This is a genomic window from Catenibacterium mitsuokai (assembly GCF_025148785.1).
In the GTDB taxonomy this organism is placed as follows: domain Bacteria; phylum Bacillota_I; class Bacilli_A; order Erysipelotrichales; family Coprobacillaceae; genus Catenibacterium; species Catenibacterium mitsuoka.
The window spans coordinates 2,395,402-2,417,500 of record NZ_CP102271.1; the positions used below are offsets into that span (position 1 = coordinate 2,395,402).

18 protein-coding genes, 2 rRNA genes and 1 riboswitch are annotated in these 22,099 nt (G+C 37.4%); of the genes, 8 read left to right on the forward strand and 12 right to left on the reverse strand.

What is annotated here, in order from left to right:
* Nucleotides 1-156: 156 nt before the first annotated feature.
* From NQ499_RS12390 to NQ499_RS12405, 4 genes are all read left to right on the forward strand, one after another.
* Nucleotides 157-1,557, forward strand: a complete 1,401-nt coding sequence (locus tag NQ499_RS12390; RefSeq protein ID WP_259848531.1) for an IS110 family RNA-guided transposase — start codon at nt 157-159, stop codon at nt 1,555-1,557.
* 357 nt (nt 1,558-1,914) lie between these two features.
* Nucleotides 1,915-4,329: a glycyl radical protein gene (locus NQ499_RS12395; RefSeq protein WP_040390044.1), complete on the forward strand. Its 2,415-nt coding sequence runs from the start codon at nt 1,915-1,917 to the stop codon at nt 4,327-4,329.
* Between the two features lie 13 nt (nt 4,330-4,342).
* Entirely contained in the window at nt 4,343-5,023 is a 681-nt protein-coding gene (locus NQ499_RS12400) for a fructose-6-phosphate aldolase (RefSeq protein ID WP_006504381.1), read from the forward strand.
* A gap of 67 nt (nt 5,024-5,090) precedes the next feature.
* Complete coding sequence (locus tag NQ499_RS12405; protein ID WP_006506293.1) at nt 5,091-6,185, forward strand: glycerol dehydrogenase; 1,095 nt, start codon at nt 5,091-5,093, stop codon at nt 6,183-6,185.
* Nucleotides 6,186-6,201: 16 nt separating this feature from the next.
* Here NQ499_RS12405 and NQ499_RS12410 read toward each other — a convergent pair whose 3' ends face one another.
* The 6 genes from NQ499_RS12410 to NQ499_RS12435 form a co-directional block, all read right to left on the reverse strand.
* Complete coding sequence (locus tag NQ499_RS12410; RefSeq protein WP_022424163.1) at nt 6,202-6,348, reverse strand: hypothetical protein; 147 nt, start codon at nt 6,346-6,348, stop codon at nt 6,202-6,204.
* Nucleotides 6,349-6,469: 121 nt separating this feature from the next.
* Nucleotides 6,470-7,267 carry an MBL fold metallo-hydrolase gene (locus NQ499_RS12415; RefSeq protein WP_006506295.1) on the reverse strand — a complete coding sequence of 266 codons (798 nt, stop codon included), beginning with the start codon at nt 7,265-7,267 and terminating at the stop codon, nt 6,470-6,472.
* Complete coding sequence (locus tag NQ499_RS12420; protein ID WP_006506296.1) at nt 7,264-7,836, reverse strand: phosphatase PAP2 family protein; 573 nt, start codon at nt 7,834-7,836, stop codon at nt 7,264-7,266. Before NQ499_RS12420 ends, NQ499_RS12415 begins: the two co-directional genes overlap by 4 nt.
* Complete coding sequence (locus tag NQ499_RS12425; RefSeq protein ID WP_006506297.1) at nt 7,833-8,408, reverse strand: sugar O-acetyltransferase; 576 nt, start codon at nt 8,406-8,408, stop codon at nt 7,833-7,835. Before NQ499_RS12425 ends, NQ499_RS12420 begins: the two co-directional genes overlap by 4 nt.
* On the reverse strand, nt 8,405-9,004 hold the full coding sequence (locus NQ499_RS12430; protein WP_006506298.1) for a PTS sugar transporter subunit IIB: 600 nt from the start codon (nt 9,002-9,004) through the stop codon (nt 8,405-8,407). Before NQ499_RS12430 ends, NQ499_RS12425 begins: the two co-directional genes overlap by 4 nt.
* Nucleotides 8,997-10,742: a M3 family oligoendopeptidase gene (locus NQ499_RS12435; RefSeq protein ID WP_006506299.1), complete on the reverse strand. Its 1,746-nt coding sequence runs from the start codon at nt 10,740-10,742 to the stop codon at nt 8,997-8,999. The genes NQ499_RS12430 and NQ499_RS12435 overlap by 8 nt, the downstream gene beginning before the upstream one ends.
* Nucleotides 10,743-10,815: 73 nt before the next feature.
* On the opposite strand from NQ499_RS12435, the gene NQ499_RS12440 reads away from it, so the two are divergent.
* From NQ499_RS12440 to NQ499_RS12455, 4 genes are all read left to right on the forward strand, one after another.
* Nucleotides 10,816-12,567 carry an aminopeptidase P family N-terminal domain-containing protein gene (locus NQ499_RS12440; RefSeq protein ID WP_040390045.1) on the forward strand — a complete coding sequence of 584 codons (1,752 nt, stop codon included), beginning with the start codon at nt 10,816-10,818 and terminating at the stop codon, nt 12,565-12,567.
* Between the two features lies 1 nt (nt 12,568).
* The gene (locus tag NQ499_RS12445) at nt 12,569-13,489 is read left to right on the forward strand and encodes an aldo/keto reductase (RefSeq protein ID WP_006506301.1); all 921 of its coding nucleotides are present in this window, start codon (nt 12,569-12,571) and stop codon (nt 13,487-13,489) included.
* Nucleotides 13,490-13,501: 12 nt separating this feature from the next.
* Nucleotides 13,502-14,119 carry a flavodoxin family protein gene (locus tag NQ499_RS12450; protein WP_006506302.1) on the forward strand — a complete coding sequence of 206 codons (618 nt, stop codon included), beginning with the start codon at nt 13,502-13,504 and terminating at the stop codon, nt 14,117-14,119.
* 109 nt (nt 14,120-14,228) lie between these two features.
* Nucleotides 14,229-14,501: a hypothetical protein gene (locus NQ499_RS12455; protein ID WP_040390046.1), complete on the forward strand. Its 273-nt coding sequence runs from the start codon at nt 14,229-14,231 to the stop codon at nt 14,499-14,501.
* Between the two features lie 21 nt (nt 14,502-14,522).
* Here the strand turns inward: NQ499_RS12455 and NQ499_RS12460 are convergent, their stop codons facing one another.
* The 6 genes from NQ499_RS12460 to NQ499_RS12485 form a co-directional block, all read right to left on the reverse strand.
* The gene (locus tag NQ499_RS12460) at nt 14,523-15,500 is read right to left on the reverse strand and encodes a Gfo/Idh/MocA family protein (RefSeq protein ID WP_006506304.1); all 978 of its coding nucleotides are present in this window, start codon (nt 15,498-15,500) and stop codon (nt 14,523-14,525) included.
* 11 nt (nt 15,501-15,511) lie between these two features.
* The gene (locus NQ499_RS12465; protein ID WP_040390049.1) at nt 15,512-16,531 is read right to left on the reverse strand and encodes a Gfo/Idh/MocA family oxidoreductase; all 1,020 of its coding nucleotides are present in this window, start codon (nt 16,529-16,531) and stop codon (nt 15,512-15,514) included.
* A 310-nt stretch (nt 16,532-16,841) separates the two neighbouring features.
* Nucleotides 16,842-17,999 carry an IS4 family transposase gene (locus NQ499_RS12470; RefSeq protein WP_259848532.1) on the reverse strand — a complete coding sequence of 386 codons (1,158 nt, stop codon included), beginning with the start codon at nt 17,997-17,999 and terminating at the stop codon, nt 16,842-16,844.
* A gap of 279 nt (nt 18,000-18,278) precedes the next feature.
* Nucleotides 18,279-18,755, reverse strand: coding sequence for a QueT transporter family protein (locus NQ499_RS12475; RefSeq protein WP_006506789.1), 477 nt, complete (start codon nt 18,753-18,755; stop codon nt 18,279-18,281).
* A gap of 61 nt (nt 18,756-18,816) precedes the next feature.
* Nucleotides 18,817-18,863: riboswitch (PreQ1 riboswitch) on the reverse strand.
* A gap of 125 nt (nt 18,864-18,988) precedes the next feature.
* A 5S ribosomal RNA gene (rrf, locus tag NQ499_RS12480) occupies nt 18,989-19,097 on the reverse strand.
* A gap of 61 nt (nt 19,098-19,158) precedes the next feature.
* A 23S ribosomal RNA gene (locus NQ499_RS12485) occupies nt 19,159-22,046 on the reverse strand.
* Nucleotides 22,047-22,099 lie beyond the last annotated feature (53 nt).

Consider the following 22,099-nt stretch of genomic DNA (forward strand, 5'->3'; position numbering starts at 1 on the left):
AAAAGACTTAATCCTTTAGACTTGACATCACTTTATACCCGAATTAGTTTGTTGCAGCAGTGTTTCTACACTTGTCTCCGTATTTGCGAGGTTGCGTTTGTCTTGATTTAGAGGTGCAATTCAAAACCGATTACATTTGAAAGAAGGTCATTATTTATGGAAAACAATTATATTCTTTATGTTGGCATGGACTCCTCTAAAGGCAAAGCAGATGCTGCTATCCTCAAGGTCAGTGATCGTAGATCTGTTAAACCTAAATTCTTGCGAAAAAAATTATCTTTTAAATTTGTTAAATCAGAAGTTACTTCTTTTTTGGAAACTGTAAGAAGTTATTCCGATGATAACTGTACCAGTATCTGTTTTGCTTTAGAAGTTACTGGTATCTATTCTACTAATGTCTATAACTTTATTAAAGACAATCTCAATGATAATGAAAGCATCAAATTTTTGAATACTGATTTTGTCAATCAATGGCGTAACGCTCATAACATTGCTAAATCTGATCCTTTAGATGCTCAAACCATTTCAACTATCATTGGTACTGATTCCGATGTTCAATATGTCAATGACAACGTTTTTAAAAATAAAAACGGATATCAAGATTTGAAAGCTTTAGTACACAGACATTATCAGATCAAAAAAATCTATTCTCAAGAAATCAACCGTCTCATCGCCCAATGTGATTGTTTATTTCCTGAACTTCAATATGTTTTCGAACCTAAATCAGCTGCTTTTATCGCTGTCTTATCTTCATATCCTACGACACATGATATCATAAATGCTTCAAGACTTGAAGTCTTCAATGTCGTTTATGAAGCTACGAAACATCGCTGTTCGATGGATAAGATCGATAAGCTCTTTGATTTGTGTCATGATACTCTGGTTCCTGATAATATTTCTTCTTATGGAAGAAGTATCATTCTAGACCTCGTTGAAAACATAAAAAACATAAAAGGTCAGCTTAAAATGATTGAAAGATATATTAGAGATGTTGCTTCTTTAAATCCAGCTTATAAACTGCTTCTTACAATTACAGGATGTGGTCCTTTAACTGCTGCAACTGTTATTGCTGAAACTGGCGATATAAAACGATTTAAAAACGCAGACTGTTTTGTCTCTTATTCGGGAACAAGCCCTAGAAACAAGCGCTCTGGAACGTCTGTAGAAACCATGGGCAAGATTTCTAAAAGAGGCTCTAGATATCTCAGACATGCAATTTACATGATTGCTGAATTTGCCAGACGTCATAATCCAGTTCTCAAACAACAGTTTGAAAGAATCAAGAATGGAAACAAGAAAAGACATAAGCTGGCTAATATCGCAATCGCAAATAAAATTGCACGATATATCTATTCCATTATGAAAAACGAAAGCGGCTTTGTAATTTTTCATGAACATATCATGAGATTACCAGAAGAAACCCAAAATACGTTCTTCAATTCAATATCATTAGACTTTCCTGAAAATACTAGAAAACAGATCTATCAGCATTCTGATATCGACGGTGAAGTACACAAGTTTGTATACACCAAATTAGAAGAGACGATGATTATTTAATAGTATATAAAAGTCTAGTGTAAGAGCTTTCAACGATACGATGTTGAAAAGTTCTTTTTAGTGTACTCTTTTTTAGAAAAGAAAGAGGATTTTTATAGAGGATTCACCTCTAAATCAAGACAAATGCCTATAAATTCAATAAATTCCTAAAAAATAGATTATTTATTGACATCTAATAGTTTGTCTTTTCGCTTCTATCCTATCATTTCTACTTATGATTCGCAATATAAATGTTTCATATGAAAGTTTATAATATTATTTTCATAATTTATAGTTGACTGATAACGCTTTTATGCGTATGATGTGCTTGTAATGAAAGATATAAAACTTACGTATGAAACTTTAGGAGGAACAAAAATGGAAAATACTCAGCATTTTGGTCAGTTAACCGAAAGAATGAAAGCTTTCAGAGAAGAAGTATTAGATGAAAAGCCTTATGTAGATGGAGAACGTGCTGTTCTTGCGACTGAGGCTTATAAGGAAAACTTAAATCAGCCACGTGTGATGGTTCGTGCAAGAATGTTGAAGAAGATTCTTGAAAACATGTCTATCTATATTGAAGATAAAACACTTATTGTAGGTAACCAGTCTACAAAGAATTGTAATGCGCCAGTATTCCCTGAATATACAATGAAGTTCATCATGGATGAATTAGATCTTTTTGAAAAGAGAGATGGTGATGTATTCTATATTACTGAAGAAACAAAACAGCAATTAAGAGATATTGCCCCTTTCTGGGAAAATAATAACCTACGTGCAAGAGGTGAAGCTTTACTACCTGATGAAGTGAGTGTATTTATGGAAACAGGTGTCTTTGGCATGGAAGGTAAGTTGAATGCCGGGGATGCACATCTTGCAGTTAATTATGAACGTATTCTTGCACAGGGTTTAAAGGGTTATGAAGCTTATACAAAAGAAATGAAAGAAAAGCTTGATTTGGCTCAGCCTGATAGTGTTGATAAGTATGTGTTCTATAATTCAGTTTTAACTGTTATTGAAGCAGTGCATACATTTGCTCTTCGTTATAGTTCTCTTGCAAAGGAAATGGCAGAAAAAGAAACAAATCCTGCAAGAAAAGAAGAATTATTAGAAATAAGCAGAATTTGTGCAAAGGTGCCTTATGAACCAGCACATTCATTCCGTGAAGCAGTACAGTCTGTATGGTTTATTCAGTTGATTCTTCAGATTGAATCAAATGGTCATTCATTAAGTTATGGTCGTTTTGATCAGTATATGTATCCTTACTATATTAAAGATATCAATGAAAAGAAGATCACTGAAGAAGAAGCATTAGAACTTCTTACTTGTTTATGGATCAAGACACTCACAGTCAATAAGGTACGTTCACAGGCTCATACATTAAGTTCAGCTGGTTCTCCAATGTATCAGAATGTGACTATTGGTGGTCAGACTACTGACAAGAAGGATGCAGTGAATGAATTAAGTTTTGCGGTATTAAAATCCGTGGCACAGACAAGACTTACTCAGCCTAACTTAACTGTACGTTATCATGCAAACTTGAATAAACATTTCTTTGATGAATGTATTGAAGTAATGAAACTAGGATTTGGTATGCCAGCCTTAAATAATGATGAAATCATTATTCCTTCATTTATTAACTGGGGTGTTAAGGAAGAAGATGCTTATAATTATAGTGCTATCGGATGTGTAGAAACAGCTGTTCCTGGTAAATGGGGATATCGTTGTACAGGTATGTCTTATGTCAACTTCCCAAGAGTATTATTATGCACAATGAATAATGGTGTTGACTTAACTACAAACAAACGTTTCACTAAGGGCCATGGTTACTTTACTGAAATGGAAACATATGAAGATTTACTCGCAGCATGGGATAAAACAGTAAGAGAAATGACACGTTATAGTGTTATTGTAGAAAACTTTATTGATAAGGCATCTGAAAGAGATGTACCTGATATTCTATGTTCTGCATTGACTGATGATTGTATTGGTAGAGGTAAGACTATCAAAGAAGGTGGTGCAGTGTATGACTTCATTTCAGGTCTTCAGGTCGGTATTGCGAATATGGCAAACAGCTTGGCTGCTATCAAAAAGCTTGTTTATGATGAAAAGAAGATCACAAGAGAACAGTTATGGAATGCTATCTTAGATGATTTCCAGTCACCTGAAAACAAGAAGATTCAGGAAATGTTGAATGATGAAGCACCTAAGTATGGTAATGATGATGATTATGCAGATAACTTAATTGTAGAAGCATATGATTCTTATATTGATGAGATCAAAAAGTATCCAAATACTCGTTATAATAGAGGTCCTATTGGTGGTATCCGTTATGCAGGTACTTCTTCAATTAGTGCCAATGTTGGTCAGGGTATGGGTACAATGGCTACTCCTGATGGAAGAAATGCACATGAACCACTCGCTGAAGGATGTTCTCCAGCACATAACACAGATAAGAATGGTCCTACTGCAGTGTTCAAGAGTATATCTAAGCTTCGTACTGAAAAGATCACAGGAGGCGTACTTCTTAACCAGAAGATGACACCACAGATGCTTTCTACAGAAGAAAATAAACAGAAACTAGAATTATTGATTCGTACATTCTTCAATCGTCTCCATGGTTACCATGTACAGTACAACATTGTTTCTAAAGAAACACTTATTGATGCACAGAAGCATCCAGAAAATCATAAAGACTTAATTGTACGTGTTGCAGGATATAGTGCATTCTTCAATGTATTATCTAAAGCAACTCAGGATGATATTATCGGTAGAACTGAACAGAGTTTATAGGAGGAGAAAAACAATGGAATTTATTATTGATACAGTAGATTTAGAAGAAATTAGAGATGCGGTAGATCACTTACCAATCGTAGGTGTCACAAGTAACCCAAGTATTGTAAAGAAGACTAGCCCAAAGGATTTCTTTGGACATATGAGAGAAATCAGAAAAATCATTGGTGATGAACGTTCTTTACATATTCAGGTCATTGCGACAGAAGCAGATGAAATTGTGAAAGAAGCACACAAGATTTTTGAAGAAGTAGATGACAAGGTATATGTAAAGGTCCCTACTACTTATGAAGGTGTTAAGGCAATGAAAATCTTAAAGGCTGAAGGTAAAAATGTAACTGCCACAGCTGTTTATGATTTGATGCAGGCTTATATGGCACTTGCAGCAGGTGCTGATTATATTGCACCTTATACAAATAGAATTGGAAACTTAGGAAATGATCCTTTTGAATTAATGGCTCATTTATCTAATAGAATTGTAGAAGACGGTTATGACTGCAAGATTCTTGCAGCAAGCTTCAAGGGTGTACAGCAGGTAAGAGATGCATTTAATGCAGGTAGTCAGGCTATCACTGCACCAGTGAGTGTATTAAAAGCAATCTTTGAAAATCCAAGTATTTCTAAAGCTGTGACTGATTTCAATAATGATTGGTATTCAGTATACGGAGAAGACAAAGGTCTTTGCGATATGTAAACATTGAGGAGAAAATTCTCCTCAATGTTTTTTTCATGTTCTATAATAGAAATAGGAGCGTGATGTTATGAGTAAGGTGATTGGTGCACCAACAAGATATAGACAAGGTAAAGATGAATTAAAGTGTCTTGGTGATGATTTAAAAGATTATAAAAGAATAGTCGTAATTACAAGTGAAAACTTGAAAGAGATGTTTATACCTCAGATAGAGGAAAGCTTACATGAACAGGAAATGACTGTTGTATTGTTTCAAAATGAATGTAGTATGAGTGAGATTGAAAGAATACAACATATTGTAGAAGAAACGAATGGTGAAGTAATTGTCGGCGTCGGTGGAGGTAAGGTATTAGATACGACTAAAGCATGTGGTTATTATGCGAAAAAACCTATTGTCGTTATACCTACTGCGGCAAGTACGGATGCCCCATGTTCTTCTTTATCAGTGATTTATCATGATGATCATAAGTTTGATCATTATTTATATTTACCTAAGAGTCCAGATCAAGTGATTGTGGATACACAGGTCATTGCGAATGCCCCAGTAAGATTACTGAGAGCGGGTATTGGTGATGCATTTAGTACTTATTTTGAAGCCAAGGCTTGTTATGTGAGTCATAGTGAGAATTGTCTTCATAGTCAGGTGACAAGAAGCGCTTTGGCGATATCTAAAGCTTGTTTTGATATTGTCTATTCTTATGGATTGCAGGCTGTAGAAGATTGTAAGCAGCATAAAGTCACAGAAGCACTAGAAAATGTGATAGAAGCTAATATTTATTTAAGTGGTATTGGTTTTGAGTCTGGTGGAGAAGCAATCGGACATGGCCTGCATAATGCATTCACTCTTATTCCTGAAACAAAGAGTAAGATGCATGGTGAAAAAGTCGCTTTTTGTACACTTGTACAATTGGTATTAGAAAATACTCCTAAGGATACATTAAAGAGCTATTATGAGTTTTTAGAAGCTTTAGAGTTACCTACTACACTTTCTGATTTAGGGATGAAAGAAGTAGATGAAGAAGCATTACTGCATGTATGTTTAGAAGCAGTTAAAGAAGGATCTACGACATTAAATATGCCTTTTGAAGTGACTTCAAAGAATTTATTAAAAGCTATTATCAAAGCAGATCAATATGGACAGAAATGGAAAACCTCTGGAAAATAATCCAGAGGCTTTTCTATTAGAAATACAATTTTGCGATAATCGCAATAAGAACGATAATGATAACTACAAGACTATATGCCACTGTCATCGCGCCATAGCCTTGCCAATCTTTTTGAAGTTCTTTTGTCTTTTCTTCTGAAATGACGCGTTTCTTTTTACTCATAATCATCATCCTTTCTTTCAAGTTTTATATCTATTTATATTATATACTACTTGTTAATTAATATATATATATCGCGCTTTTTCAAAAAATTATTAATATAAAAAGCTATCAAATGATAGCTCTAAAATTCCATTACTTCTAAATCATCAGGAACAAATATATTTCCTGTATAATAGTGTGCACCTTCTGCCTTGTAGAGTTCTTTACGATTGTCTACATGATCATCTTCTGTATGATAGAGTACAAGATTCTTAATATGAAGTTTTTGTGCAAGTTCGCAGGCATCTTTCACTGTTGAATGATGTTTTTCATAAGGATGTCTGAAGTCTCTTTCTTCATATAAACAGAATGCTTCATGCAAGAGTACATCTGCATTTTCTGCATAGACTTTCTCTTCTTCACAATAAGGTTCATCACCACAACATGTCAGCTTCTTACCATCATATTCCACCACGAAGCCAAACTGTTTGGCTTTAGTTGAATGAATATCAAAGAAAGTGACTGGATGTCCCATAATTTCTTTAGTTTCTTGATCCTTCACTTCTACTAAGTGAAGTCTTTTTCCAATAAGTGCACTCTGTTTTGGTACAAGAAGTGTATCAGCCATATCCTTTAAAATATGAATGACTTCATCATGACCATAAATATAAGCATCACCTTCATATTTACCTGCATTCATAAACTGTGTAATCATACGCATCATCCAGACCATACCTAATAAATGGTCAATATGCTTATGAGTCAAGAAGATATGCTTCATATCCTTCCAGTCATATCCTGCTTTTTTTAGCTGAGTTAGGATTTGGTTTCCTCCTCCTGCATCAACCATAAAGTATTGATGGTTGTCTTCTAAGACGAAACATGTGTTATAAATCTTAGTGACTAAGGCATTCCCCGTACCTAACATTGTTAGTTTCATATTCTTCCTCCCAATAATTTACTCTTATAACATATCAAATATGAAATAAGACCAGATATTCCGCCTACCATAATACCACCTAGAACATCTGTTGGGTAGTGCACCATGAAATAATTACGACTTAGACCCATTAATGCGACAAAGATAAAAACTAACCAGCTGTATTTCTTATTACATGTTAAGAATATACACATCATAACAGCCATAGTGGCTGTAGTATGTCCTGAAGGAAATGAGAATTCTTTATAATGTAAGCCTCCTACATACTTCCACCAGTTATAGTATTCGTCTACACCGGATAAATAAGGACGATGACGTCCTATCGCATTCTTTAAAAAGAGGCTTGTAAAGATAGCGCCTATCGCAAGACTAATGAGAATACATATACCGAGTTTTCTTGTCTTTTTAAAATAAATGAGTACCAAGGATAAAGCGATAAAGAAGATGCCTTTATCACCAAAATAAGAGATAAAGCGAAAGAATGGTGTAAGTGCACCATTTGTACTTTCAGCAAGATGATGAAGGAAATGAAGGAGTGTATAGTCATATAATTGTCCTAATTCTCTCATTTTCTCTTCAAGTCCTTATCATCAATTGCGCTCATTACACGACATGGATTGCCTCCCGCAATCACAAATGGTGGAATATCATCCTTTACAACTGATCCTGGTTCAATAATAGACTCTCTATTGATCTTTACACCTGGATAAATAATACTATTTGAACCAATGCATACTCCTTCATAAATACGTACTGGCAGTGTACTTTCTAATCCTTTTGCACGATCCTGGCTACTGATTGGTGTAACTGATGTGAGTATTGTGACATTATATCCAATAGTCACATTATCGCTAATAGACACTATTCCACTATCATCAATAAAGAGATTATCTTTAGAATAGAAGTTCTTCCCTAAAGAGATATTATAGCCATATGTACAATGAAAAGGTTGTTCAATAAAAGCTTCATTCCATTCATTTAATAGTTTATCGAGTATAAGATTGATATCATCTCTTTTTAGCGGTGAAAGATTGTTTAACTCATGACAGAGACTCTTACAATAAAGACGATCATTATAGAGTTCTTTTGAAAATGGCTGATAGAGTTCACCAGAGATCATATCGCTTTTTGTATCACTCATTCGTTATTCCTCCTATAGTAATATTGAATCTGTTTGTATAATGCACCGCAGTCATATGTCGCAAAGACCTGAGGATCAATCACACCTACATGTTTATGTGTCAATGTCTCTATCTCTTCTTTCTTATAACCCATTTGTGGTGCTAATAATACAAGATCATAATAGAGACACTTCTTTTCTACAGTATGAACTGCTGCCCCTTCTATAATCAATGGGAGGTTGTTTTTTAAAATATAGTTCTGCATCTTTTCCTTAAAGAATCCTGATGTCATTCCCCCACTACAGCATAATATCACCTTCATTGGTTCGACTTTTTCTTCTATGAGTTTATTAATCATACATCGATAAAGTTCTAAGGCAATAGGAAATGTAGTCAATGGAAAATGAAGATAAAAGATCTGCTTATCACCGCTGATGATTTCTTCTTCTATCATGCCTATATCATGGAAGTGAATAGATGCTGCGCGTGATTGATAAGTAATGTGATATTCATTGTCATTGAATACTGTTTGAAAACGGGAATCATCTTTTAACTGGAAATAGAGATATCGCTTATAGACTTCTAGATTTTCTTTTTGATAGAACGTATCAATCATGTTTGTATTCCTCTAGAAGCGTTTTAAATGTATCAATATCTTCTTTGATGATATCAATAGAACTCTGCCAGAATGATTCATCTGTGAGATCTATATCAAGTGTTTTCGCAATATCTTCTAAATCCATCTTACCGGTGACTGAAAGGAATGTTTCATAATCCTCTGGGAAGTGTTCAGGATTTTTTTGATAACGTGCATAAAGTCCTTTCGCAAGTAATGAACCAAAGGCGTATGGGTAGTTATAGAATGAATAATCCGGATCATAATAATGAGGTTTCCATGTCCACATATAGGGATGGAGATAATTATGATCTAATCCATCACCATACGCTTCTATCTGTGCTTGAAGCATGATTTTCTTTGTTTCTTCCGCACTCACTGGTCCTTGTTTTCTTGCTTCAAAGAAGCGGCTTTCAAATAAGAAACGGGAATAAATATCACAGATCACCTGTACCGCATTACTTAATGTATTCTCTAATATCACAATCTTTTGAGTAGATGTTGCTGATTTTAATGCACCTTTTCCCACTATTGTTTCACAGAAGTTAGAGGCTGTTTCTCCAATCGGCATTGGATAATGGGTATTCAATATTGTTTGATCACCTAAACATCTTCCATGGAAACCATGACCAAACTCATGGGCTACAGTAATCACATCAGAAAAATGATTTCCATAGTTGAATAAGAAACGACTTTGTTTCAAACTTCTAATATTTTCACAGAATGCACCACCGACTTTATTTTCTCTTGGATAGACATCAGCCCAATGGTTCTTAATTGCATGAGTCGCAAAATCACCTAAATGTTTTGAGAATGTATAGAACTGATCCACGACAAATTGAGAACCTTTCTCAAATGGATAGTCTTCATCATCTTCAACAACAGGCGCATAAAGTTCAAACCAAGGTAAGCCGTTCTGATAGCCTAGATAGTCTGCCTTGATTTTAAGGTATTCTCTTATTTCTGGCATATTCTTTTTCATAACTGAAAGTAATGTATTAAGAGTCTCCATCTTTAATCGTGATTTGATACATGATTCTTCTAATGGTGATTCATAACCTCTCAGTTTACTTGTATAGAGTACTTCACCCTTGATTCCACTTAAACATGTCGCAATCGTTTCTTCATATGGTTTATAGGCATCTAGTTCTGCGAAATAAGCTTTCATTCTTGTCTGCTTATCGGGACTATGAGCCATGTTCAGTACTTCAGTAAGTGGATAATCATATCCATCTATATTCACTTTAATAGAAGATACAACCGCATCCTTATGGTTCATCCAGGCATAAGAACCTGTATTTTTCATATGGGCTATGATTGATTCCTGTTTTTCATCTAAGCGGTATTTTTGATTATGTTGAATCTCTTTTAAAATATACTCATGTTCCTTGATAAAAGAATCCTGACAACTATCTAAATCAAACTCAGCAATATAGGCATTATTTTTGATATCTTCTCCTACCATTGAGGCAGTTATATTATTTAATTGATCAAGATAACGTGCTGCTTTGGCATCATCTGTATGAGCTGATAAAGAAAGCTGTATAAAAAAATGCAGCCTTTCTACTCTCTTTTCAATTTCTATTTTTGTCTCTATTATTTTATGTAATGCCGCTTCTGTTTTCTCGCTTCTATAAGTGGAATAGTTCTTATTTAAATCCTTAAGCGTATTTAAATCTTCTTGAAATTTTTTGTCTTGAAATGACGTATATAGGGCATCAAGATTCCATTCGTTCATTATTAATCATCTCCTAATTGTATTATACCTTATCTCCCTCATTTGTGTTAAACTTATCATGGGTGATAAAAAAATGATAAAAGAATTACAGAAAAGATTAAAAGAACAAAATATCAAGTTCTATTATGTGCCTACTGATGATGATCATCAGAGTGAAATTGTAGGCGAACATGACCAGTTTAGAAAGTATCTAAGCGGCTTTACGGGTTCTGCTGGAGTCCTAGTTGTAGGACAGGAAGAAGCATGGTTATGGACTGATGGACGTTATTTCATTCAGGCAGAAAAAGAACTCTATCCTGGTATTAAGCTCATGAAGATGGGTAATGCAGATGTTCCTAGTGTGAAGGATTTCCTCATTGATCATCTTGATGATGGTGATGTACTTGGCTTCAATGGTAAAGTAACAACTGCTTCATTTATCATTGATTTGGATGAAGGCAGAGAAACTGATTTTGAATTAAAAGATATCGATATGACTGATGTATGGACTAATCGTCCAGAACGTTCTCATGAACCAGCTTATATCTATGATGTGAAGTATCATGGACAAAGCACAGCACAGAAACTTGAATGGATTCGTGGTTATATGGAAGAAAATGAATGTAATGCGCACATCATTACATCATTAGATGATATTGCATGGACATTCAATATCAGAGGTAAGGATATTCCTCATTCTCCAATGGCTATGGCATTTAGTATTATTACTTTAGATAACGCTTATTTATATCTTCAGGATGGTACTTATGATGAAACAATGATTGAAGCTTATAAGAATGATGGTGTTGAAATCCGTTCTTATGATGATATCTATCTAGATACAAAGAGATTAAGTGGTCAGGTACTTGTAGACTTAAGTGCCATCAACTATTCCATCTATTCATTTATTGACTGCGAAATCATGGAAGGATCTAACCCATCTCAATACTTCAAGAGTATTAAGTCAGATATAGAAATTGAAAATACAAAGCATGCCCATTTAAAAGATGGTGTAGCAATGACTAAATTCATGTATTGGTTAAAGACTTCTATGCCTGATGATGCGACTGAATGTTCTATTACTGATAAGTTATTAAGCTTTAGAGAAGCACAGGAATTATTTACTGATATTTCATTTAATACAATTACTGCTTATAAAGAAAATGCGGCATTAATGCATTATCATCCATCTCATGCACATGATGTTCATGTTAAAAAAGAAGGTATGCTTCTTATTGACTCAGGTGGACAGTATTTAGATGGTACAACTGATATTACACGTACATTCATCTTAGGTGAAATCAGCGAGACTGAAAGAAAATACTTCACATATGTATTAAAGGCTATGTTGAAGATGCAGGAAGCTGTTTTCTTATATGGTGCAAATGGTATCTGGATTGATGGTCTTGTAAGACATGAGTTATGGAAGCAGCATATTGATTTCCAGTGTGGTACAGGTCATGGTGTCGGTCATTTCTTAAATGTCCATGAAGGACCAAATGATATTAGACCACGTTTACGTGATCCACGTAAGCCTTCTGCAATTCAGGAAGCAGGTATGATTACAACGGATGAACCTGGTGTTTATATTGAAGGTCAGTTTGGTATCCGTTTAGAAAATGAATTATTATGTGTTGAAGATATCAAGAATGAGTATGGCCAGTGGATGAAGTTTGAACCTCTTACTTTATGTCCTATTGACTTAGATGGTCTTGATGTTTCTTTACTAACAACTGATGAAAGAGAAGCATTGAATAAGTATCATGAATTCGTAAGAGAATCATTAAAGCCATACTTAACTGATGAAGAAAATGAATGGTTAAAGACTTACACAAGAGGTATTTAATATGAAGTACTATGATCTACCAAAAACTGATTTAAAAGTATCTGAAATCGCCTTGGGCTGCATGCGTATTGCCGATAAGAGTATTGAGGAAGTAGAGGAACTTGTGAAGACTGCATTAGATTGTGGTATTAACTTTTTTGATCATGCTGATATTTATGGTGGAGGAAAGTCAGAAGAGTTATTTGGACAAGTTCTTGAAAAACATCCTGAATATCGTGAAAAGATGATTATTCAGACAAAGTGTGCCATTGTACCTGGAAAACGTTATGACTTTTCTAAAGAGTATATTATGAATGCCGTCAATGGGTCATTAAAAAGACTCCATACTGATCATGTAGAAATTCTTTTATTACATAGACCTGATGCATTATGTGACCCTCAGGAAGTGGCAGAAGCATTTGATGAACTGTATGTTAGTGGTAAGGTCAAATACTTTGGAGTATCTAATCATACACCAGGACAGATTGCCTTATTACAGAAGTATATTAAACATCCTATTATTATTAATCAGTTACAACTTTCTATTGTGCATTCTGTGATGATTGATAGTGGTATGAACATGAATATGAAGGAAGACTTTGCGATTGATAAAGATGGCGGTGTGCTTGATTATTGTCGTTTAAATGATATTACAATCCAGGCTTGGAGTATTGTGCAGGCATCCTGGGCTGAAGGGACTTTCTTAAATCATCCTGATTATAAGAAATTAAATAACGTTCTTGATGATCTAGCAAAGAAATATAATGTTACTCCTGCCACAATTGCGACTGCATGGATTTTAAGACATCCTGCCCATATTCAAGCAATTACTGGTACGACTTCTCCTAAACATTTAATTGAAACAGCAGAAGCTGCGAATATCGAATTAACACGTCAGGAATGGTATGATCTTTATCTAGCAAGTGATAAACCTTTACCATAAGGGGGTAAATTTATGAAAGTACTTATGATCAATGGAAGTTCCCGTAATAATGGCTGTACACGTGCAGCTTTAGATATTATGGCTGAAACATTTAAAGAAGAAGGTATTGAAACAGAAATCATCTTTATTGGCAATCAGCCTATTGCGGATTGTATGAACTGTAAGAAGTGTGTAACTGAACATCAATGTATATTTGATGATGTCGTCAATGAAATCACTACAAAAGCAAAAGACTGTGATGGCTTTATCTTTGCCTCACCTGTCTACTATGCTCATCCGAGTGCAAGATTACTTGCGGTATTAGACAGAGCCTTCTACTCAAATAAGAGTGTCTTTGTCTATAAACCAGGAGCTTGTATCTTTAGTGCAAGACGTGCTGGACAGGTGGCAAGCATGGATGTTGTCAACAAACATTTCAGTATTTCTCATATGCCTATTGTATCTGCCAATTATTGGAATGAAGTCTTTGGAAGTGAACCTGAAGATGTTTATAAAGATGCAGAAGGTGTTGCGACTATGCAGAATATCGCAAAAAATATGAGCTGGCTTCTTAAGTCTATTGAAGCAGGTAAAAAAGCTGGTCTTGAAAGACCAGAACTTTCTACTGGACATACAAATTTCCATCACTAAGAGAAGAATTTTTCTTCTCTTTTTTATATATTTGTAAGCGCTTGTTATATTGACGATTGTTTATATGAGGACTAGAATACAGTTGTATATGGGGAAAGAAGGCATTTCAATGAGTAACTCTATCATGATGCGATTAATTAAGTGTTTATCAATTATAATGTTAGTGATTGGCTGTGTACAGCCAACCTCTGTACAGGCTTATTCACCTGTTCTTACAGAAACAGTTCAAAATACAAATAATACAAATAAGAATGCTTCAGTAACAGTTCAAGAGAAAGATCAACCTAAGCAGAATACTTTAGAACTCTTTGTGATTACTGTCTTAGTCACAATTCTTATTCTATTTTTTGTTGGAATAGTTCATAAAGATTTAAAAATATAAAAAAGAGATGTTGAACATCTCTTAGTCAGCAGGGAATATAACCCCTGCTTTTTTTCTTGCTTCAGTAAGTACTTCCATAACATCTAATGTATCCTGCAAAAGTGCATCCATCTTTTCTTTATCATTTGTTTCAATAATGTTCTTTAATTCCACAAATTCATAATACATACGGTTATGTGGTCCGTTTTCGTTATAAGTCACTTCTTCCTGCTTATTAAAAGCCATCTGGAATTCAGTAATCTGACTTGATGGACTTCTCATGACAATATAACCTTCATCTCCCTGAATAGTAGAAGATAGCGGTGCCTGGCAATCCTTTGCGGCAACACAAACTGCTTTCATATAACCATAATCCATCACAAGTACACCTGATGTATCAATACCTCTTTCAATATTAGGATAATAATCCACGTTTTCAGGTTTACCAAACAATTCCATAATAAGATTGATATTATACACACCTAAATCCATTAGAGAACCACCTGAATGATTTGGATCAAAAGCAGGCGCAATATCTCCTTTTTTAAAACGATCATATCTTGATGAATATTGTGAGAAGTTAAAGTTAATCACACGAATATTACCTAGTTCCTTTACCTTTTCTTTTAGTAGATAAGTGTTAGGGAAGAATCGATTAGGAATAGCTTCCAAAAGGAATAAATCCTCTTTCTTAGCGATTTCCTTGAGTTCTAAGGCCTCTTTGAGGTTAGTCGTGAATGGTTTTTCACATATCACGTTTTTACCTGCAAGAAGCGCTTTTTTAGACATAATGAAATGTAAGTCGTTTGGTACAGCAACATAGATAGTATCAATATCTTTATTTTCCAACATTTCTTCATAACTTAAATAATAACGTTCAATAGGATACTGAACACAAAGATTCTTTAAGTTTTCTTCATTTCGTGCTGAGATACCTAATAGTTCAATACCCTTTAATTCATTAAACATCTTTAAAAAGTCTTTAACGATCATTCCTGATCCTACAATACCAAGTTTCATAATATACCCTCCTATTTTAATCCTTTGATTGCATCTTCTAATATCTTCATCTGTAATAATGTTTGTTCCTTAGTAACAAGCTGTGGCTTATGATTGATGATTGTTTCATACAATGCATCATAGTAGTAACCATAATCACCTTTCACTGTCTCGATCTTCTCTTCATGATAATGACCCTCTTCATCATAGATAAGAGTGCCATAATCAGCTGGTGTATCTAAGCCAAAGTCATCATGTTCATAAGGCATATAGAAATGTTTCAAATCCGCTTCCTGACGGTCTTTTTTTGTTTTAGTAAACATTCCCTTCTTACCATATAAAACAAAGCTAGGACGCTCTTTTATACGGAAATATGATGATTTTACTGAGACCTTTAGAGTTCCATAATAAAGATCTAAATCAAAGTAATCATTCATACGTCCTGTACCTAATAACTGGCGCACATCATAATGTGCATGATCTGGTTTACCAAAATAAGAGATCACCTGATCTAAGGTATGACAAGCATGACCATAGAGATAAGAATCGATTACTGAGAATTCATGAATGCTTTCTGGTACTTCTGGACGATAGTAATCAAAATGCATTTCTAATTCTAATAGGTCCCCTAGTTTTCCAGATTCAATGACCTCCTGAACAGTTAAGAAGTCACTATCAAATCTTCTATTTTGATAACATTGAAGCATGAGTCCTTTAGACTCAGCTAAATCAAATAGTTCTTTTGCCTGTGCATAACTTGCTGCGAATGGCTTTTCTACTACGCAATGTTTTCCTGCTTCTAATACTTTTTTCGCATATTCATAATGAAGACTCGATTTTAAAGTCACTACAATAACCTGAATGTCTTTATCATGGAGTAATTCATCTAAGTTATCTGTATAGTGAATTTCTTCTATTTTCTTCCAAGTATCAAAGTGAATAGAACGGTTATAGATTGTCTTTACTTTAATTTTATCTTTTCTAGTGAGTATAAATGGCATATGGTAACGATTCGTGCTTTTACCATTTCCAATAAATCCAATTGTAAGCATCATATATGTTCCTCTCTTCTTCACTACTATTCTTTATTATTTGAAGATCAATTACAAGTATTCACATTAGAATCGTAAAAAAAGTACGTAATAGATGTGAATAACTTTTTTTAGAGAGAACTAATAGTTCACAAAAAAAAGAACCCAGAGGTCAATGTCATTAAGTTAATAATGCTAGAATTTAAGTCAGATGATATATCAGCAGATATATTATTCTGACTTTTATTTTATTGCAGCCAAAAAAGTATCGTTTTCACGATTTTTTAAAAAATATTCTATTTCATCGCAAAAAGGTTTATAATTTGTCCGACTAGTCAAATCTGTAGTTAAAATATATGAACGACTTTCGTTTGACGTTTCTATTATGAGATCTACCGGGGCGAATTGGTAAGATTTCATTAGCTATCAGATTCTCTAAAGATGGATTTTTTCCATCTTTTTTGTTTAGAAAACTTCTTACTAAATGACAGGCTCTAGTGAAATTAATCTGATAAATATATTTCTTGTTTCTTTTTTCAATCTTTATCTTCCTTATAAATCTCTGTATCAGATTATAAAGAGTAAGACTTATATAAATCTCCTGCTTTATATATTTTCTCTTCTTTGCGTGATGTGAATTCAAACCTATTGCATACTTTACATGTCTGAAAGAAGTCTCTATACCCCAGCGTTTATTATATAGTTCCTTGATGTCTTCAGATGAGAATTCAGTCCTATCAAGATTAGTAATTATACATTCATATGTATCTTCAGTGATTTTGAATCGAACTATCCTGCAATTAAACTCATACCAGGGATCTTCTTTAGACATATAGTCAAATCGCATATTAGTAGGACATACTTTATATAGCTGAGGGCATGCTTTTATCATTGATGTACATTTCAGAGTAAGCATTCTAAACACGTCAATATCAAACTCATCATTCGGATACGGCCCTAAAGATCTTGTCATACTGGTTTTAGAATTGATATCCTTGACTCTGACAAGATACTTGTTTCCAGATTTCGCAACATGTTCAAAACCGTTATAAGATTCATATCCTCTGTCCGCTATAAAAATCGCTTTCCTTCCCTGATAACGATCCACAAGCTGGCAGAAAGCATCATTTTCATCCCTTACTGCCTGACCCTGTATAATAAGATCATCATATGATCGCTCAAGGAGATCGTAGCTGGCATTAATATGAAATGCGGAATAAGGCTTATTGGTACCGCCTGTTCTTAGAACTCTTGTTTCTTTATCATATATGGAATTATCGATTGGCAATTCACTCCCATCAATAGCGAGAAGGCGATATCCTTTATACAGTATGTCTTCATGAGTTCTATCATTAAACTTATTGAAAATATGTTTAAAAGCATCCACCTTGATTTTATTTCTAGCCTGCACAAACGCAGATGCAGTAGGTGTATCAAGTGCATTATCAAAAGACTTAAATAGTTCATCTCTTAAAGAGCCGTTTTCCATGCAGAAGAGGATTTTGATGGTATTTTGAAAATCCAGTTTACGAGAACGAATGAAGTCTGTTCTGGGATTTTCACAGAAAATAGAACGTGAATCATTCATTTTTTGATAATGTGATTTAAAGTTTTCTCAAGTTGTTTATAGTTGTCCATAATGTATACCTCCGACGACATCTATAAACAATTGGGCTTTTGTCAAGAGACAATAAAAAAGGCATACATTTTGTTTGTATGCCTTGATAGCTGTCAATTCTTAACTTAATGACATTGCCCAGAGGTTCTTTTATGCTTTAATAATCTTTAATACTGATTCATTCTTTTCTAATAATCCAAATAAGAATGCACCGATTTCTAATACAACAACTTCACCTACAAATACATAAACTGCATTTAATAGGAATGGTGTATGGAATGCAAGTGTTAATTCGATACCTACAATGATACCGTTGATTAAACCACCTAAGATACCACCAACATAACGGTTAGATACTTTGTTCATTGCGATAACTGCAAGTAAAGTCGCAAATGTACCAAATACCATGTCATAAGCACCAAGAGATGATGGAACGTTCGCAATGAAGCATCCTAATACTAATCCTGGGATATATTTCTTATTGTAGAATGCAAGGAAGATCATTACTTCTGAAATTCTCATCTGCACCTGCCCATAAGAAATTGGCGCTAAGCCAATAGTGAGTGCTGCGTAAACTGCAGCGATGACTGCGTTTAATGCAATCGTTTTAATGTCTAGTTTTTTCATATTCGATTTTCTCCTTCTTCTAAAGAACAGTTAGAAGCCAAACATCATGAATTATATTCATATGTTCTTAGTTTTTTATACTGGGTTTGGCTCTCGAACCAGTTCCCAACTACTATATCATTTATAAGTATAGGAGACAAGAAAAAGAGTAAAAAAAACGAGTCAAGAAAAAGAGTAAAAAAAACGAGTCAAGCGGTACTTGACTCATCGGCTCATCGCATTTTTAAATTGCGACCTGGCAGCTTGCTATTGTCGCGTCTTCACACTATCGTCGCCGTTATGATGCTTAACTTCCGTGTTCGAGATGGGAACGGGTGTGTCCATCATGCTATCGCCGCCAGATCCTCGAGGGATCCCTCAAAACCAGATACGTCATCTCTACTATTCTCTACTCTCTCCAATCTTGGCCAAGTCCTCGGCCTATTAGTACCGCCCCGCTAAGCACATCGCTGCGCTTGCACTCGCGGCCTATCAACCTCGTCGTCTTCGAGGGGCCTTACTTGTCGCCAATGGGAGGTCTCATCTTGGAGGGGGCTTCACGCTTAGATGCCTTCAGCGCTTATCCCGTCCGGACTTGGCTGCCCAGCTGTGCCACTGGCGTGACAACTGGTGCACCATCGGTCCGTCCACCCCGGTCCTCTCGTACTAGGGGCAGCTCTCCTCAAACCTCCTGCGCCCACGACAGATAGGGACCGAACTGTCTCACGACGTTCTGAACCCAGCTCGCGTACCGCTTTAATGGGCGAACAGCCCAACCCTTGGAACCGACTTCAGCTCCAGGATGCGATGAGCCGACATCGAGGTGCCAAACCTCCCCGTCGATGTGAACTCTTGGGGGAGATCAGCCTGTTATCCCCAGGGTAGCTTTTATCCGTTGAGCGACGGCCCTTCCATTCGGATCCGCCGGATCACTAAGCCCGACTTTCGTCCCTGCTCGACCTGTATGTCTCGCAGTCAGACACCCTTATGCCTTTGCACTCTATGCATGGTTTCCATCCATGCTGAGGGTATCTTTGGGCGCCTCCGTTACTCTTTGGGAGGCGACCGCCCCAGTCAAACTGCCCGACTGACACTGTCCCGTGGCCCGTTGCCTCCGGTTAGGACCTAGATGCATGAAGGGTGGTATCCCAACAGCGGCTCCCCGTACGCTGGCGCGCACGGCTCACAGCCTCCCACCTATCCTGTACATCATGCATCCAAGCCCAATGTCAACCTGCAGTGAAGCTCCATGGGGTCTTTCCGTCTAGTCGCGGGCAACCTGCATCTTCACAGGTACTAAGACTTCACCGAGTCTACAGCTGAGACAGCGCCCAAATCGTTACGCCTTTCGTGCGGGTCGGAACTTGCCCGACAAGGAATTTCGCTACCTTAGGACCGTTATAGTTACGGCCGCCGTTTACTGGGGCTTCGGCTCGCTGCTTCGCTTGCGCTGACAGCTCCCCTTGACCTTCCAGCACCGGGCAGGCGTCACCCCCTATACTTCGGCTTGCGCCTTCGCAGAGAGCTGTGTTTTTGGTAAACAGTCGCTTGGGCCGTTTTACTGCGGCTCCATTTCTGGAGCACCCCTTCTCCCTAAGTTACGGGGTCATTTTGCAGAGTTCCTTAGCTATAGTTCTCTCGCTCACCTCAGGATTCTCTCCTTGCCCATGTGTGTCCATTTTCGGTACGGGCCGATGCGTGTTGTGCTAGAAGCTTTTCCTGGAAGCCTGCTCTCAGCTTTTCCGTACTTGCCGCAGCTTTCCGTATGCTTCGCGCCTTCCCCCTGCGCGCACCGGATTTCCCTGGTGCGCAGGTATCTCGCTTGCCCCAGCTATTCCAGCAGCTGGTTGCCTGAGCCTTCTCCGTCACTCCATCGCCACACATCGGGTACGGGAATATCCACCCGTCGTCCATCGGCTACGCCTTTCGGCCTCGCCTTAGGTCCCGACTATCCCAGAGAGGACGAGCCTTCCTCTGGAGACCTTGGGCCATCGGTGCGTGGGATTCTCACCCACGTGCCGCTACTCACGCCGGCATTCTCTCTTCCATGCGCTCCACATGCCCTCTCGGTCATGCTTCTCCGCTGCATGCAATGCTCCCCTACCACATTCCTGTCCATAGCTTCGGTGTCATGCTTAGCCCCGGTAAATTATCGGCGCAGAGTCATTCGACTAGTGAGCTGTTACGCACTCTTTGAAGGATGGCTGCTTCTGAGCCAACCTCCTAGTTGTCTGCACGTCTCCACTTCCTTTTCCACTTAGCATGCACTTTGGGACCTTAGCTGATGGTCTGGGCTGTTTCCCTCTTGACGACGGACCTTATCACTCGCCGTCTGACTGCCGCAGATGACACCGTGACATTCGGAGTTTGATTATGCTCAGTACCGCGGGATGCGGCCATCGCATATTCAGTGCTCTACCTTCACGGCTCTCTCGCTGCGACGCTAGCCCTAAAGCTATTTCGGGGAGAACCAGCTATCTCCGGGTTCGATTGGAATTTCACCCCTAGCCACAAGTCATCCGCCAACGTTTCAACGGGGGTCGGTTCGGTCCTCCATCGGGTCTCACCCCGACTTCAACCTGCTCATGGCTAGATCACCCGGTTTCGGGTCCACGACCTCAGACTATGTCGCCCTGTTAAGACTCGCTTTCGCTGCGGCTCCGCATCTCCTGCTTAACCTCGCCTGCTGATCGTGACTCGCCGGCTCATTCTACAAAAGGCACGCCATCACCCTTTGACGGGCTCTGACTTCTTGTGGGCATGCGGTTTCAGGTTCTCTTTCACTCCCCTCCCGGGGTTCTTTTCACCTTTCCCTCACGGTACTGGTTCGCTATCGGTCACAGAGTAGTGTTTAGCCTTTCGGGATGGTCCCCGATGATTCCGGCAGGATTCCACGTGCCCCGCCGTACTCAGGTGCCGCCTCGATCCATGTCGAGCCTTCGGATACGGGTCTCTCACCCTCTGCGGATCCCCTTCCCATGGGATTCTCCTGACTCTTCATGTCATCTTTCTCGGCGGTCCTACAACCCCGGACTATGTCCGGTTTGGGCTCCTCCGCTTTCGCTCGCCGCTACTTACGGAATCGACTTCTCTTTCTCTTCCTGCAGGTACTTAGATGTTTCAGTTCCCTGCGTATTGCCCCGTCATGACGGTCGTCATGCGGTCTCCGCTTCGAAAGCGGAGGGGTTTCCCCATTCGGATATCGGCGGGTCATCGCGTGCTTACCGCTCGCCGCCGCATTTCGCTGTTCGCTGCGTCCTTCATCGCCTCTCTGTGCCCAGGCATTCTCCGTACGCCCTTTCTTCCTTGACCTTGTGATTGGTTCTCTTTAGTTCGCTTGAGTATTTCTGTTCTTAGTATTTTTT